10 protein-coding genes are annotated in these 17,210 nt (G+C 39.9%); 3 read left to right on the top strand and 7 right to left on the bottom strand.

From position 1 onward, the window contains the following. Positions 1–647 precede the first annotated feature (647 nt). Positions 648–1,481, bottom strand: coding sequence for a photosystem II manganese-stabilizing polypeptide (locus ACPZ3T_RS23770; protein ID WP_490271910.1), 834 nt, complete (start codon positions 1,479–1,481; stop codon positions 648–650). Between the two features lie 383 nt (positions 1,482–1,864). Between ACPZ3T_RS23770 and ACPZ3T_RS23765 the strand changes: the two genes are divergently transcribed. Continuing rightward, positions 1,865–2,227, top strand: coding sequence for a hypothetical protein (locus ACPZ3T_RS23765; protein ID WP_490271909.1), 363 nt, complete (start codon positions 1,865–1,867; stop codon positions 2,225–2,227). A 16-nt stretch (positions 2,228–2,243) separates the two neighbouring features. On the opposite strand, the gene ACPZ3T_RS23760 is transcribed toward ACPZ3T_RS23765, so the two are convergent. Further along, positions 2,244–7,232 (bottom strand): WD40 domain-containing protein, encoded by a 4,989-nt coding sequence (locus ACPZ3T_RS23760; protein ID WP_490271908.1) that lies wholly within the window; start codon positions 7,230–7,232, stop codon positions 2,244–2,246. Between the two features lie 526 nt (positions 7,233–7,758). Next, positions 7,759–9,090, bottom strand: coding sequence for a P-loop NTPase fold protein (locus ACPZ3T_RS23755; RefSeq protein ID WP_490271907.1), 1,332 nt, complete (start codon positions 9,088–9,090; stop codon positions 7,759–7,761). 347 nt (positions 9,091–9,437) lie between these two features. On the opposite strand from ACPZ3T_RS23755, the gene ACPZ3T_RS23750 reads away from it, so the two are divergent. Both ACPZ3T_RS23750 and ftsZ read left to right on the top strand, forming a co-directional pair. After that, on the top strand, positions 9,438–10,259 hold the full coding sequence (locus ACPZ3T_RS23750; RefSeq protein WP_490271906.1) for a cell division protein FtsQ/DivIB: 822 nt from the start codon (positions 9,438–9,440) through the stop codon (positions 10,257–10,259). Positions 10,260–11,071: 812 nt separating this feature from the next. After that, positions 11,072–12,355 (top strand): cell division protein FtsZ, encoded by a 1,284-nt coding sequence (ftsZ, locus tag ACPZ3T_RS23745; RefSeq protein ID WP_490271905.1) that lies wholly within the window; start codon positions 11,072–11,074, stop codon positions 12,353–12,355. Positions 12,356–12,624: 269 nt separating this feature from the next. Here the strand turns inward: ftsZ and gshB are convergent, their stop codons facing one another. The 4 genes from gshB to hflX all read right to left on the bottom strand — a co-directional run bounded on the left by gshB (position 12,625) and on the right by hflX (position 17,178). Then, positions 12,625–13,599 (bottom strand): glutathione synthase, encoded by a 975-nt coding sequence (gene gshB / locus ACPZ3T_RS23740; protein ID WP_490271904.1) that lies wholly within the window; start codon positions 13,597–13,599, stop codon positions 12,625–12,627. Positions 13,600–13,790: 191 nt separating this feature from the next. Continuing rightward, positions 13,791–14,054: a glutaredoxin 3 gene (grxC, locus tag ACPZ3T_RS23735; protein ID WP_490277346.1), complete on the bottom strand. Its 264-nt coding sequence runs from the start codon at positions 14,052–14,054 to the stop codon at positions 13,791–13,793. A gap of 120 nt (positions 14,055–14,174) precedes the next feature. Beyond that, a complete protein-coding gene (locus ACPZ3T_RS23730) occupies positions 14,175–14,969 on the bottom strand; it encodes a cistern family PEP-CTERM protein (protein ID WP_490271903.1) in 795 nt (264 codons plus the stop codon). A 469-nt stretch (positions 14,970–15,438) separates the two neighbouring features. Then, a complete protein-coding gene (hflX, locus tag ACPZ3T_RS23725; RefSeq protein WP_490277345.1) occupies positions 15,439–17,178 on the bottom strand; it encodes a GTPase HflX in 1,740 nt (579 codons plus the stop codon). Positions 17,179–17,210: the final 32 nt, after the last annotated feature.

Below are 17,210 nucleotides of genomic sequence, written 5' to 3'. Positions count from 1 at the left end.
TGTATTGTTTATTTGTGTTTTCTATAGCTTTATTGAGCTACATAAAGACAAAATATATAATTTTTGGTTAAATATAAAACCGAAATTGTACTTAATTTATTCAATCTATAATAAGTTGCAACATTCGATATATTTGGGTAGGTTACTGATGCTTAATTATCAGTAAGGCTACTAGCGTAATCAACTCTAATTTATATCCTCTTTAAAGTAGAGTGGGTAATCATAGTGGATTAACAGATTTGCTAATATCATTGGTCACGTAAATAGAGTATTCACTGCCGCTGAAAGATTAATAATGATTACTGAGCAATGAAGAAAAATTTACTTTTCTTCATATTTGCTGAAACGCTAATTAACTTCTATACCGACTCATAAATCCAATTCTTTCCCGACACCCCACACCCCACACCCAGCCTAAACAGAGAACTTTATAATCTACTGAAATTTGGTTCTAGTAGTCAAATCTCCAATAAAAAAGGGTTCTTCACCCTTTTAAAATCATTAATTTTGTTGTGATTCACCCCCAAAGAAATAGGGGGTAAACCGTTTAACAAGTTTTAAGCACCAAAAACATTTAGGAAAGTCCAAGAGATAGATTATTCCAACACTTAAGCATAGCAATGGAATATTTTTTACTTGGAAGTCCCTTAGCCACGATTGGGTTCAACTCTAGCGTAAAACAGACCACGAACCTTAACTTCTTTAGGTTCAGCCGCACCTAAATCAGTATCAGAGGGCTGTTCACTCTCGAAAGTACCAGCAATTTCACCACTAGAACTATCTACTTTAGCTACTTGTAGAGAAATTTTACCTTGGAGAATTTGCGCGCGCTTGACATTAGCACGGGTGAGTTCTTCGTCATCAGCTTGAGCTGGTAAAGCTACAGCATTGTCATAGCCAGTGACGATACCGCGACCTTTAGGATCGAGGAAAGCAGCACCACGATAGGAAGGCACTTTAAAACTTCCTTCAAAGTCTGTGGAAGTATTGACGCTGGTTAAACCAGGTTGAGTTTGAGCAACTAAGTTTTTAATAGTGAACAGAAATGGTACTCGTTCACCGCCAGGCAGTTGCACAGTGATGGCTTGGAAGTCAAGTCCATCTTTTTCCACAAAAGTCAAGCTGTTATCAGGGTTGATATTGAGATCGCCGGAAACTTGATCAATGGTGGAAGTGTATCTAGTCAACAATTTGCCAGCTACAAATTCTGCTTTTTGGCGTTTATTAGCAGGCTCTTCTTTGACAAAGAAATTGGTGGGTTCTAAGCAGAGTTCTTTAATGGCGTAGGACTGACTAGAATCCAGGGGAATTGAGCCACGGCTTGTTTCTGCTAGTTGGGGGCATTTGTTAGCCAAGCCAGTGCCTCGAATTTGTTCGTAAGTGAGTATATCCCCACTGCTACCAGCAGGAGCATCACTACAAGCAGTCAGTAGTCCTAAGCACACAGCTAAGAATGCAACAATTAAAGCGCGATACCTCATGGTCAACCTCAATGTCAAAAATTAGTATCTAAAGGGTTTGGGTGCATGAATGAGTACACTCTCAGATCGGCATAAGTGCTTGAAGAACACGAAGATTGGCTTTTGCTTCGCATTTTGCAAATACTCTAGGTATTTGCAGTGTTGCCCAAGTCGTTCTGTAGTATGTATGTATTTTCAAAACATACAGCCCATTGCTTTATAAAGGAAATCAGCCAGATCATACGATTTTTTTTAACTCAAGATCAAAGCACTCTGATCTCAATTAAGCAGCTTTGATCCCATTTAGCTACTATCAGGGACTTCTGACACGTTACTGCTCATCAAATCAAAGCTAATAATCTTGGGTAAATTTGAGTAGACTAGATTGTAATCGAGAGGGTGGAATGAGCCAAAATAGTAGTTATGAATCAGGGCAATTGACAGAACAGTTGCAAAAGATTGCGGCTGTAGTGCATGATGTAGCCCAAAGTTGTCAAGGAGATGTGACGGCTCTGTTAAAGTTGTTGCGCCAGTTGGAGCAGTTACATCGAGAGATCCGGGATAGTTCCTTTCAAGAAAGTTTGCCGAATAACCGTCAACGACTGTATGCCCTACTCAAAGATATTGAGTCTGAGGGTGGTTGGCCTTATATCGAACGTATGAGGCTGCAAGCTTTTATGACAAATTTGTCTCAAGAGGAAAGTAATACAAACGGTGACTTGGAAAACGCGAATGAGATGCTCAGTAGCGATCGCATCTCACCTTAGTTGCATCAGCTCAATTCTACGGCTGTTGGCTGTAATTTTGACACAGTGAGCGATCGCTAGCTTGTACATTTTTGTTGTTTGCTAGGTAATCACTGACCCAATTACAACCACGATTGAGTAAATCATCAATATCCAAGTTCCACAGAATAATCGTGTTGTCGTCACTAGCCGATGCTAACGTTTGACCATCAGGGCTGAAACTGACACTGAACACTGGAGATTGATGCCCGTTGAGGGTTTTAATTAATTTGCCCTCACGGCTCCACAGCTTGACTGTGCTGTCCCAATTAGCGGAGGCCAGGATTTCTCCGTTAGGACTAAACGTCACAGCATTAACGCTGTCGCTGTATCCCTTTAATAAGGTTTGTAATAAAGTTCCATCTCGTCTCCAGAGGCGTATTGTATTGTCCCAACTCGCAGAAGCTAGCAATTGCTCCTTGGGACTAAAACTCACCCCTAGCACCCAACTCTCATGGGGGGTTAAGGTTTTAATTAAAGTTCCATCCCGTCGCCAAAGTTTGATGGTTTTGTCGTCGCTAGCAGAAGCTATGACTTGACCATCTGGACTGAAACTCACACTATTTACCCGTGCCTGATGCCCTTCTAGGGTTTTGAGCAAATTACCGTTACGATTCCACAGTTTGACGGTTTTATCCCTGCTAGCTGAGACTAATAACTCACCATCAGGGCTAAAATTGATACTGATCACGCCATCACTGTGTCCTAGGAGAGTTTTGAGTAAAGTCCCTTCTCGACTCCAAAGTTTCACCGTTTGGTCATAACTGCCAGAAGCAATCATTTCACCTTTGGGGTCAATACTGACGCTATTGACAATATCTGTATGACCTACCAGAGTTTTGTAAAGATTTGTTTCGGTTTGACCATTGATCAAATTTCGTCGCCAAAGTTTCACAGTGCGATCGCGGCTTGCAGAAGCTAACATCTGACTATCAGGACTCCAAGCAACACTTAAAACCCGCCCCTCATGACCGTGCAAAATTGGTAGTGTAGGAGATTGAATACTCCACAATCTCACACTTTTGTCATAGCTACCTGATGCCAGCATTTCGTTATCAGGACTAAATGCCACGCTGACTACAGCATCACTATGACCTTTCAAAGTTTTGATTAATGTCCCGGTTTGACTCCAGAGGTTGATGGTATTATCGTCGCTGGCAGAGGCTAATTTTTGACTATCACTACTAAAGCTCAGACTCCAGACTGTACTAGTATGTTGCGTTAAGGTTTTGTATATCTGAAAATCCCTAATGTCTTGACCATTGCGTTCTATATGCCAAAGTTTGATGGTTTTATCTCGACTAGCTGAAGCCAGCAGTTCACCATTGGGGCTAAAAGCTACAACTGTTGCTCCTGATTCATGACCTGACAAAGTTTTGACTAGTGTACCGTCCCTGTGCCAAATCTTCACTGTGTTATCTTCACTGGCTGAGGCAATAAATTGGCTATCGTGGCTAAAAGTAACCCAATTGACTCCTCCTGTGTGACCATTGAGTGTTGTTACTAAAGTGCCATCTCGCCGCCAGAGTTTAACAGTTTTATCTCTACTGGCAGTAGCTATTAACTCTCCATCAGGGCTGAAGGTGACGTTATAAACCCAATTGCCGACATTAGCCAGGGTAATGGATGGTTCTTGGTCAAATAGTCCTGTGGTGGGGTTTCTACGCCAAATTTGCACGGTTTTATCAAGGCTGGAAGAAGCTAGGCTTTGACCATCTGGGCTAAAACTCACACTAGTCACGGCACTACTATGACCGACAAGAGTTTGGCTGAAAGTGCCATCACGATGCCATAACTTGATGGTTTGGTCAGTGCTGGCTGATGCTAATAATTTACCATTTGGGCTAAATGTTACACCCCAGACTATATCAGTGTGACCTTCTAGACGATTTAACTCAGCAACTCCATAAACTGCCTGTTGCAAGGCAGTAGCGACACGCATTTGAGTTTCTGGAAGAATACCTTTTGAATCTTTCAGTTTTTTCCAAGCACGTAAACTTTCTAATAAGGCATCAAATTCCTGATGAGAACTGTAGAGGGCTTCACTAGATGCTGCGATCGCGCTAATTTGTAAGTTGGTTTCGCTGCGTTCGGCGCGAATTGTTTGCATTTCCGCGGCTCTTTTTTGCATATCTGCTTGCCACCATAGGGAGGCAATTGTACTACCCATGACTGCTAGGAGTACACCAGCTATGCGTGCTTCTCGTAACCGCCTTCGCAACATTACATTAAGTTGTTCTTGAGAAACCTGTTGCGCTACTTCAGCTTGCTTTTTTTCAGATTTCACCCTTTCTAATTGAGCTACTATGCCATGATTATTTTTTTGCCGAATTGGTTCTACTAAATAATCATGTACTAGTTGGTAGCGATCGCCTGTTTCTTCTCGCCAACGTAATACTAATCCTGAGCCAATTAAAATTTCTAAAATTAAGTCTCTGGAGGATTCAAAGTCTGATGTGACATGACTATATTGTTTGATAGCTTGGTCTAAATCAATTTTAGTTTTTAAGGGGCGTGTCCCTTTTTCATCAGTTAGCTGAAACAACAATTGCCAACTTAAATCTTCATTTTTAGTCCCACAATCTTTGATAACTTCTTCTAACCATCTCTCTACTAACTTTTTCGAGCCTCCACAAAGTTTATATTGTTCTAAGGTAGTAATATTTTCTGCTTGTAGTTGCGCGCCTACTATTTGCAATTCAATAGGATGAACTTCTCCTAGTTCTCCTGCCAAGTCTTGTATGAGCTTATTAATTAGTTCACTGCTCATTTCATAATGAGAGTTTTGTGTAAAGTTACAGACAATACCTAAAGCATCTTCAATAGAGAAATTCCCTAAATAATAGCGAATATCTTTATCTAAAATATTTTGGTTAATTACGCTTAAGTCATATAAAGGTTCGCTACTAATTTTACTGAATCTTTCAAATTCCAATAAATAATGTAAATAATCTTCTCTTAAAGAGATAATTGTTTTTACATAAGGTATATTCAAACATTCACTTAAGAAATTATAAAAATTTATTCTTTGATCAGGATGATTAATAAAGAAAAATTCTTCAAACTGATCAAAAATTATAATAATTGTATAATTTCTTTCAACAGTTAGTCGCAGTTTCTCCAAAATATTAATAGGAGTATTCAATTCAACTTTAGTAGATATATCTGTTTGAGCGATCGCTTGATTTATAGAGCTTACTAAGCCAGAAACCCAATCACTATAGGTAGATAAAACAATGGGTAAAGCAATTCGATCACCAATAACTTTGTCTACGAGAGTAGGTACTAAACCTGCTTTAAGAATTGAACTTTTACCCACTCCAGACGGCCCGTGAATTACCGTTAGTTTATAGTCAGCACGAGTAATTCTTTCGATTAATCGATTAATATCTTGATTTCTTCCAGATGCACCTATCTCCTGAGCAACATCATCAGGAATACTTGCAATTTTCTGCGTTTCTAAAGATGAGTTAATTTTGTAACGTTGTGGTTGTAATTGACTTGCACCAATAAAAGCTCGGAAGCCATATTGATGTTCAATTTGGATTTTTTCTTGTTTAATTCTAAAGGCTTCTACATAGTCATGACGTTCGCTAAAATATAGCGATCGCAACTCTTCTAAAATTTCTATATACAGTGATGGCTCATACTGTAGTTCACAAACTACCTTAGCCCATTCTAAGTTACTAATTGCTTCTTCTGGCTTGCCTAAATGCCACTGTGTTCTGGCTAATAATAGCAAATATCTACTTTCTTGATGGGGAGAAATTTCTGTAGATTTTTCTGCGATCGCTAAAGTTGTATTAGCTAGTTCATGAGCTAATATCCAATTGGATTCTGTAATCTCTATAGTAGCTAAAAAGCTGTAATCTTGAGCAATTTGGGCTGGAACGCCATATATTTTATGTAATTTTAAAGATTTATGCGTTAATAGTTTTAATTCCTCCCACCTTTGTAAACGTTGTAGTATTTCACAGGCTGAAATAATAAATTTAGCTACTAAATCTTCTCTTTGTGCTTCTGTCAATATCTCCAGACATTGCTCAAACCATAACAAAGCACGTTCCCAATAGCTAATTTTACTACCTCGGTGTAAGTCTGCCATGCGGCGATAACACAAACCTAGGTGAAATGATATCATTGCCTGCCAAAGCTCATAGGAATAATTACACTTGACAGCACCTAAGTCTTTGAGTCGTTTTGCCTCTTGTTGCCATAAAGCTAGGCTTTTTTGATAATGAGCTAAAGCACTATTAATTTGATCACTAGCGTATTTATCTCTTCCTAAAACAAATTCTAAACTTGCTTCTAGTCCAGGCTCTAACTGCATACTATATAAGCGCAGCAAATCATGACGAGCCGATTCAATTTCATGACGATGTTGAGACTTGGGATCTAAATTGAGAGAAGCATTAGATATAAATTTATCAGCACCTGTTTCTAAAACTTTAGCAAATAAAGATTCAGTTTCTTGCCTAATTAATGCAATTAAATCTTCTTTGGCAATTTCAAATTTAATTGTCGTCGCTGCCCAGCTTTTAAAATCAGGTGCTAACTTAGAAAGTGATGATGCTACTTCATCTTGTAGCCACAAGATTATGGGAAAAGGAAAAGTAGCTGCATAGATATCTCGTGCTTGATTAATGCCAATGATTAAGTCATCTAGAGAAATAACTGATTCAAGACCAAAAACCATGACAGCTGATGGTAAGGAATCTGTAGCGACAGCAGGGTTTTCTAGAAATAGTTCTGAAGAAATTGTTGTATGTAGAGTAGTAGTCGATGGTGGTAGAAATATCTCTCTAATATTGATGTCTTGACTTTGAGAACGTAGTCCTTCCAACATCTGCTCCCGTAGATGCTGATAATTACACCGTACTAAAATTAGAGAAAATTGGTCTTTAGAAAGCTTAATCGACCTAATTAATCTTTGTAGAGAATGTTGATTACTGTTAGCGATCGCTGTTGTCATTTGACATTGTGTCATAATCATAAATCTAAAAATTATTCATAAAATTCATCAATACATAATGTGAAAAGCTCATAAAAAATTTTACATTTTTCTTGCTAAATGGGAAACCTAAAAAATAGGCATCAGCAATTTATTCTAATTTTGTATCATGGTAATTGCTGATGTTATTGTTTTAACAAATTCAGCATCCATTAAAATTCAAACTTTAGTAAAGTTTCGATTGATTAATTTAAATTTTGCATATTCAATCGTTAAAACTTTTTTGGGTAATACCGAATTGGGATAGGTAGTATTGTTTCAATATTCTGGAATAGGCTAAGAATTTAGGCTTTTAATCCAAAATCCGTCTTGGAAAGTTCTGTACGGAGGAAACCTCCGCACCCTGCGGGAAGCAAGCTACAGACTTTCCGCAAAATCCAAAATTGGTATAACTTATATTTGTTTGTTTGAAAATTTAATTAGAAACTGAAACTGGCTTCTTACCTATTCCCTATTTACTAATAGAAGCCAGTAAATTTACATATCAAATTGAAGTTTTATACTACTTGAGTTGTTGCCAGGCAGTTACTTTTTCTGTCTCTGCTAATGCTGGACTAATACCAAACCAACGACCTCTAGGATCTCGATATTCAAACAGATACATACTTCTGAGCAAACTTTGGTAATCAGATTCTCCTTTAACACTCTGCTGTTGTACCACTTCAAATAACAACTCCCACTGACATTCATCAATGGCTAATAGCAAATCATCACGGTAGTCTTTAATCACAGCTTCTAAGCAGTCTCTAGAAAATGGCGGATCTTGTCTTTGCAGACAACTGTAAAGTAAACCTAATAAGTTACGTATATGTCCGCCACTGACGCGACATAAACGATCTAAAGTTTCTACTGAATCAAATAACTCTGTAATAAATTGTTCTCTCTCCCCAGAAGGAAATTCTGGAAAAGCTCTGGCTAACACCAGCTGACGCAATAGCAACATCCCTGGTTCATAATCACTACCATCTCTTTGTCGTACCAGTACCATTGGTAAAACCTTGGGTGCAATACCCCCACCCAAGCGATTTTTCAAAGCTTCGTACTCATTAGAGAAAATTAACGCTAAGGGAATAGTATAAACTACATGACATTTGAGTCGGCGTAACTGTTCGCCTCTATCAATAAAGAGATATTCTGGTTGTGTTCGTCCAGATGCCATTGGACGCATATCTACTCGATCTAAATTATCTACAATGACTACTAGTCCTTTTTGACCGCGCAACTTGAGCTGTTCAATTGCTTTGTCTAATATCTCTTCATTAATGGCTTGCAGAATGCTATTAGTACGAGGTTCTAAATATTGTCTGAGTTGATTACGTAACTGAGTGCTGTCTTTGGTTTTAGCAGTAATTTTAGCAATACCCAAGGAAAATTCAGCTTCACCAGAGAGTTCTATGGGTGTTTGCAAAAAATCCCCTATTTCTCTAAACAAATTCGTAAAGTAACCTGGTTTCTGTTTAACACCAATTGCTTCTAAACTGACACTAACTTGACGAGCTACACTCAGCAGAATATCACTGATGTCAATATCTGCCATGTCTAGGTCTTGACTAGACTCAAAATAAACTACATGAAATCCTGCCAATTCTAGCTCTGCTTTGAGACGTTGCAGTTCTGTTGATTTACCACAACCAATATGACCTGTAAATAACTGACACGTTGGTTCATCAGGAGAAATACGACTGATAGTACGTTGTAATTCTTCGACAATCTTGCATCCACGCACATCAGCAAAATCTATATAGTACTGTCGATCTAGCGTTACACCCATATTCAAGGTGTAGCTAGGATTACAAGCTTTGTAAAAGCGTGATAAATTTAGTATATTTCCCATTTGGAAGATGTAGATGCTATTTTCTGTCTTCTTAGATACCAATTATCTCTAACTTTTAGTGACAGTCTGTATGTATTTCTTCGTATTTTATTATTTAGTTGTCATAAAAATTATTACTTTTCTCTCTCAAGAGGAAACTAGTCTGGGACAGATTGCACCAAAGACTCAGACGTGTGGCTTAATTGCAAAGACTAAAACGTGAATTTTATAAAGGTTACTGTAAAGTGTTACTAACGATCAGACTAATTTTCAATAAAGTAGCTAGGTTATAGCAGTATTTACACTGAACTTGATCGATAATTGTCAGCCTAACAATAAATTTAGAGTGGAATCAAAATGAGGTACTCATGCGTGAGATTGTATCTGTTTCTCGCAAAGATTTAGCCCAACGCCGTCAAAAATTACGCCGACAACGCCAAGTAAAAATTTTGCAAACGATTTGGCGTACCCTTGCTATCTGTGGACTAGCTGGTGGTTTATTTTGGGTGGCTATCCAACCGATATGGGTGTTAAAAACACCTCAACAAATCTTGATCACATCAGGTAATCAATCGCTCTCACAAGAAGCCGTTCAATCGTTGTTGCACCTATCTTATCCCCAATCTTTATGGCGGATTCAACCTGCGGTTATTGCTGAATCCTTGAAGAAACAGCCAACTATTGCACAAGCGACAGTTAACCGTCGCCTTTTTCCTCCAGGATTAATCATCGAAATTAAGGAAAGAGTGCCTGTAGCGGTAGCTCAAAAGACTAGAGAACAAGGAAATAGTCAGAAAGATAGTACAGGTTTATTAGATACAGATGGTGTTTGGATTCCTCTAGAAAAATACACACTGATGAATCCTAACTTTAAATTACCTAGCCTGAAGGTGATTGGATCACCACAGAAGTATGCCTCATACTGGAATCAGTTGTATTCTTATATCAGTCAAAGTTCCGTCAAAATTACGGAAATTGATTGCCAAGACCCCACAAATTTAAAATTGAAAACAGAAATAGGCAATGTTCATATTGGGGCTTTCAGTAACCAATTAGCTGACCAAATTAATTTACTAGCGAGAATACGTAACTTACCTAAAAAACTGAATCCGAGTGAAATTGAGTACATTGATTTGAGAAATCCTGACTCTCCGTTAGTACATATGATCCAAAAAAAGGGAGATAGCTAACTCTCTAGCAGAAGTAATAATTTCAACAGTTTGTACTTTGGGACTTCAAAGGCACATACTTGATTGTTCTTGGTAAGAGATTGCACTAGCTGTAGATTGTTCTATAAATGATTAGCAGAGTTGTGCTGTAGGCGGAAGTTTTGGAGAAAGGAAAGTTCTCGAACTAATTTTTACCAAAATTTGGAATTATTACCAATTGTGAAACCCATCAACTATATTATTAAGGCAGATAAGACATCATGTGCCTTGTCTGTGCCACCTGTTTTATAAGCTCATAATTTTTAGAATGTTTTTATTTGTATTTTTATGAAGTGTATGTCTAATTGCTTAGAGTTAACCGCTACAACTAATCAGCAAGGAATTAAAAACATTTATTCTCAGTATTATTTTTCTAAAATTTATAAAAATCAGCACAAGGTGTACTCAGTACGGACTCCCATAAATAAGATAAACAGCAATAGTGTGAATAGTAGTATCAGTGATCAAATTCAATCCTTAACAAAGGAAGCGGATCTGATATACCAAGGGTATACTATGCAAAATCAGCAATGTGGCAAAAATATTAATATCTTGTGGAAGTTATACAGATCAATTTTAAGTAAATATAGGTATACTTCTCTAGAATTAACTGTGCGATCAGTTGGCTTCATAGCTGATGCCGTAGCGAAGTTCTCCACGGACGATCTTACTCAGGTTGGAAGTGGCGACAAAAATAAATAACAGTGCCAAAATCTATGGCATTGTCAAACTATAGTTGACTTCTAGGCAAATAACATCCGAAATAAAGTCGTTTATCTACCTTTGTAAATCCAATGACACTTGATAATAACCAAGAGCTTACCTATAAAAACTCCCAATCTTTAGGACAACCTGGTTTCTCCTTAGCGGTGAACGCATCTAACCCTTTTAATCACTCTGGACTGAATTTTGGACAAAACCACGACAGCAAGAAGATCAATACTGAAAATAGCAGAATTGGTGAGATTGTCCCAGGACGGGTAGCCAACATCAAAGTCATCGGTGTAGGTGGTGGCGGTGGAAATGCAGTTAATCGCATGATTGAATCTGATGTTTCCGGGGTGGAGTTTTGGTCAATTAACACGGATGCTCAAGCGTTGACTTTAGCAGGCGCACCTAGTCGGTTACAAATTGGACAAAAACTCACCAGAGGATTAGGGGCTGGTGGTAATCCTGCTATTGGTCAAAAGGCGGCGGAAGAATCAAGGGATGAAATTGCTACCGCTTTAGAGGGGGCTGATTTGGTGTTTATTACTGCTGGTATGGGAGGTGGTACAGGTACAGGTGCGGCTCCCATTGTGGCAGAAGTAGCCAAAGAAATGGGTGCATTGACTGTGGGTGTAGTAACCCGTCCTTTTGTGTTTGAAGGTCGTCGTCGTACTACCCAAGCAGAACAAGGTATTGAAGGGCTTAAAAGTAGGGTTGATACATTAATTATCATTCCTAACAATAAGCTGTTGGAAGTGATTCCTGAGCAAACACCAGTACAAGAGGCTTTTCGTTATGCTGATGACGTATTACGTCAAGGTGTGCAGGGGATTTCGGATATCATTACAATTCCTGGCTTGGTAAACGTAGACTTTGCTGATGTTCGGGCTGTGATGGCAGATGCAGGTTCGGCATTGATGGGCATTGGTGTAAGTTCTGGAAAATCAAGAGCGAGAGAAGCGGCGATCGCAGCTATTTCTTCACCACTGTTAGAATGTTCTATTGAAGGGGCTAGAGGCGTTGTCTTTAATATTACTGGTGGTAGTGATCTGACTTTACATGAAGTTAATGCAGCCGCAGAGACGATCTATGAAGTAGTTGATCCCAACGCTAATATTATTTTTGGTGCAGTCATTGATGACAGGCTACAAGGTGAAGTGAGGATCACTGTGATTGCTACTGGTTTTACAGGGGAAATACAAGCCGCACCACAACAGAATGTTGCCAATGCCCGTGTGACAAATAATCCTAAGCGTCCATCTCCACAGCCACCAGCTAATCCCCCAGCCGTGACTCCAGAGCCTAAAGAAAAGACTGGTTTGGATATTCCTGAGTTTCTGCAAAGACGACGCACACCACCACGGAATTAGACGGTTTAGATTTGAGATTATTAAAATTTGTAGTCTTAGGTCACACTCAGTGGTATATGAAATCGGTTAATTCTCAAGCTCTAAAAGAGATGGGGGAAATGCGGTGGTTAGCAGTGTAGTTGCTATCTGCGTAAATATATGTTTGGTAACAAATCAACATCAATCAACCAGGTTAATTGATGTTGATTCGTGAACCAATTTTTGTGTTGCATTCTCTGCCAGGGACTTGTGAGGGCAAAGCAAAAATGCAACTATAAATGTCAATTATTTTAGTTTTTTATTTTTAAGGTTTGCTCAACCCATTTAATCACTTGATGAGCAAGGCGAGTACCATCAAGCCTGTCGATTTCTCGGACTCCAGTAGGGCTAGTGACATTTACTTCCGTTAAGTAACCGCCAATTACATCAATACCGACAAAAATTAAACCGTCTTGGCGTAATTTTGCAGCTACTTCGGTGCAGATTTCGTACTCTCTGGGGGTAATTTCGGTTTTAGCCACTGTTCCACCAGTGGCCATATTGTTACGAAAATCACTGCCACTCGATAGACGATTGAGTGCGCCAATTGGCTCTCCATTCAAAAGGATAATTCGCTTATCACCTTCTTTTGCTTCTGGTAAATAAGTTTGTACCATCACAGGTAATCGACCTTGGTAAGTACTCAGTTCCACAATGGAGTTAAAATTGCGATCGCCTGATTGCAAAAATAAAATCCCTTCCCCAGCCTTATTACCCAATGGTTTAAGCACTGTTGCTCCCTTAGCTTCCACAAATTGCCGAATGAACTGCTTATCAGCACTCACAATAGTTTCTGGAATAGCTTTGGTAAACTGGAGGGCATACATTTTTTCGTTTGCGCTACGGATACCACTAGGATTATTAATCACCAAGGTTTTACTTTGATCAATGTAGTCCAGAATATAAGTAGCGTAGAGGTAAGCATCATTCACAGGTGGATCTGTCCGCATAAATACAGCATCCATCGTTTCCAGTGACAGGAAAGAACGCTCGCTTAACTTATACCAAGGATTCGCCGCTATCCAGCGTCCCTCTACCAACTCAACTGGTGTAATTTCCACCTGCTGTAAAATTGCCCAAGCTTTGCTGTCTACCACACTCAGCCAATTAGCTTGAGTTACCCAAATTTCATGTCCTAAAATTTGGGCTGCTTCCATCAATGCAACGCTCGTGTCATGACATGGATCAAGCTGATGGATGGGATCAATAATAAAAGCCAGTTTCACACTTTTTCCCTCAATTGCCAGAACGTTCCCAGGCTAGTCAATTTAGATTATCTCAGGAAACATAGCTGATACCAATTCACTAAAATTTTCCAACAGATCCAAACCCCTGCCCCCTGCCCCTTGTCTCCCCTGGAATGTGAATATGCAAATTAAATGTGTAACAGCTTACCCTATTCCCTACTGCCTACTGACTAGGTAGTTGCTAGTAACTCATTTAGCTTACCTTGAGCTTCTAGAGCGTGGATATCATCACAACCACCTACATGGCGATCGTTGATAAAAATTTGAGGTAAAGAACGTCTTCCATTAGCTCTTTCAGACATTTTAGCCCGTGCTACTTCGTCACCATCAATGCTGTATTCGATAAAATCAACACCCTTGCGTTTCAGCAAACTTTTAGCTCGGATGCAGAATGGACAAGTCGCCCAAGTGTAAATTTCTACTTTAGCCGTCATATATTTCTCAATGTGGTTCAACATTTATTAATTTTAATAAAAAGGACGGCTGATCCCATCATCATTAGGAATTACAGTCGCCCTTGTATAATCTAACAATATTTGTTTGCAAGATTCGATTTAAACCGATATCATCGGCTTTTTCTTTTTTAGTTGCCATGCAGCCACAGCAAATAGACCAAGAGCCGCAGATGTAGTTGGTTCAGGTACTTTTTTGGGTGGTGGTGGTGGGGGAGTATAGTATCCTCTACCTGTACCACTAGCACCATTGAAGGTTTGATTATTAATGGTGCTTGTACCGTCAATACTTTGATAGCGAACGCCTAAATTACTGAGGGTAAAACTGGTAACATTTCCTGTAAAAGCCAAAATAGGGGAGAAAGTAGCCGCAGCCTCGCCAGTATTCACACCACCATTTGAACCTCCCTGACAGGTATTACCCATAGTGAAGCAAACATCAACGTCACCAAATTGATTAGGAAATGCACCACTTCTATCTTTAGTAAAAAGCCCAGAGACTCGGGTGTTTCCAGAACTGTTGGTGTTTCCAATTCCACGTAGTGCAGCATTAACGTCAAAACCTAAAGCAGAGGTTCTAGAAGTGATGCCATTACTAGATGTATTAGATAATGTAATATCAAATTGTGCTTCAGTTTTGATATTTGATCCACTACCGATAGTATTAAATCCTAGGAATTTAAAGACTGCGGTAGATGAAAGTCCTTGAACGTCTTTTTCACTAACGTTGCCGTTAAAGTTAATTTCAAAAGACTTATTGATGTCATCGGCGGTAATTGTCACACTATCGCCGTTTTGGGAAAAACTAAAAGCTGATGCAGAAGGCATTACAGCTAAGAAACAAGCTCCAAACCCATAAAGGGCGGATAGGCTAAAAAGTATTTTTTGCACAGACATTGACAAACTAAGCCAATTTTTTCATCTCACTGCTTTAAAAATAATTGACTGTAAAAGATATTGTCTACTATTCTGAAATATATTTATTGCAGCTTCAATTAACTGTTTAATTTTGTAGAGTTACTGCAAAAAATACTGATATTTATTTGAATTTATAAGCTGAAGAATACTTACGTGTTTTGACTATATTGGTATGTCTTCTTCATCAACTGTTTACTAACAAAGGAGCAAGGACTAGGGGGAAGAAAGAATAATATTAATCAAAAATGAAATCTTCTGATCGCAATTTTTTTGAGTTTTGATTGTTAGAGATGGTTTATTAGGTTTTTAGAAGTTAAAGTGATAAATGTTTATATGAATTAAACACGTAATGGCGGATGCAAACATAAATTTTCGTTAAAATTTCCAGAAAAAAAAACCCAGTAATAGCACTGAGTTTACAAATCATATTGCTGCTTGGTTTATAGCTTTATCGAGAGTCTACGACGTATTGAATTAACTGGCTCAGACGATGGCGGAGGGTTTCTAGGCCTAAACGCTGACTAGCAGAAATAAATACCGCTAGGGGAAACTCTTCTCGTGCTACAGCTAGAGTCTGGCTATCAACTTGATCAATTTTGTTAAAAGCCACTAGCGCGGGGCCAGGAGTGACTGGCATTTGGGCGAGAATTTCCCGGACTGCCCGAATGTGACTTAACCAAGCTGGATGGGATAAATCTACTAAGTGTAATAAAGCATCTGCTTCTGTGACTTCTTCTAAGGTGGCACGGAAGGCATCCATGAGCGATGCTGGTAACTCGTGGATAAACCCTACTGTATCTGTCACCAGAATTTCTTGGGTTTCACCATTTTCAGCCCCAGGAATCACTAGACGGCGTGTGGTGGGGTCAAGCGTCGCAAATAACTGGTCGGCGGTGTACACTTCCGCGTTGGTGAGAGCGTTTAATAAGGTTGATTTGCCTGCGTTGGTATAACCCACTAACGCGACTGAAGGAACTTCTCGATGTTGTCGCCGTTGGCGTAAGCGGGAACGGTGTGCTTGTAATTGGTTGACTTCTTGCTGTAGTCGGGAAATCCGTCTTTGAATGGCACGGCGTTCGGTTTCTAATTTAGTTTCACCAGGGCCACGAGTCCCGATACCGCCCCCTAGTCGAGACATGGTTTGACCTCTACCTGTGAGTCTGGGCAGCATATACTCTAACTGTGCTAGTTCCACTTGTAATTTACCAGCGCGGGATTGAGCGCGTTGAGCAAATATATCTAAGATAACTTCAGTGCGGTCTACTACCCGGATACCAATTTGCGCTTCTAGGTTGCGGACTTGGGCGGGTGAGAGGTCGCGGTCAAAGACGACGAGGTTACATCCCAAGGTTTGGGCGGTGAGGGCGACTTCTTGGACTTTACCTTCACCGATGACGGTTTGGGGATGAATGCGCGATCGCTTTTGTTGTACTGTTTGTAGTACATCTCCGCCAGCCGTATCTACTAGGCGCGCCAATTCCGCCACGGTGTCGTGAAATTGTTGAAGTGACATTTCATCAGTCATCACACCCACAATTAACACGCGATCGTGGTCAGCATCAACTTCCTGGGCGACAAATTCCCGACGAAACTCGGCTTCTAGTCCTTCCACCAAGTCGAGGAAATCTTGCTGGGCGAGTTCCTCTAAATTTAAAGGTGGTGAGATACTCCAACTAGCAGATTTACTATTACTCGACCCGGAAAAGGTGACGCTAGGAGTTAACACACGGGCATCTTGGGGGACTAGGTGGGCTAAATAGGCTTCTTTGACGTAGCCTGTAGCTCCACCACCGCGCCGCGTAAACCCTGTGCCAGTAATATTAATTACAGCTAACGCATCTAGGCGTTGCATAGCCATTGCTGTGAGAGCCGCTTCATTAGGCGGTTCTGACTTGAGATGAGTAGCGATACAACGGATACCACTGAGACGTTCCGCACCATAACGGGGTAATTCCATTGGCGGAATTTGGGTTTGACGCGGAGTGCCTACGCCAACACGAATCACTTGTCCGCGACGGTTGACGTAGGCACATACGGGTAGGTTAATTTCCGTGCTAATAGCCGCCAAACGCTGGGAAAATTCAGGCGTGGTGATGCGATCGCCTGGGATGCGTTGGTGGTACAGTCGCTGTAGTTGTTTCAGCTGACTGGATTTTAAACCCTGAAGATTTCCGAAAATAGTTTCTATAGGCGTTTCGACCAGTAAACTGGCCCCCCGAA

It is taken from the genome of Aliinostoc maniaoense (assembly GCF_058172895.1).
Note: the sequence above shows the minus strand (reverse complement) of the source record. Positions and strands in the feature narration are given on the sequence as shown.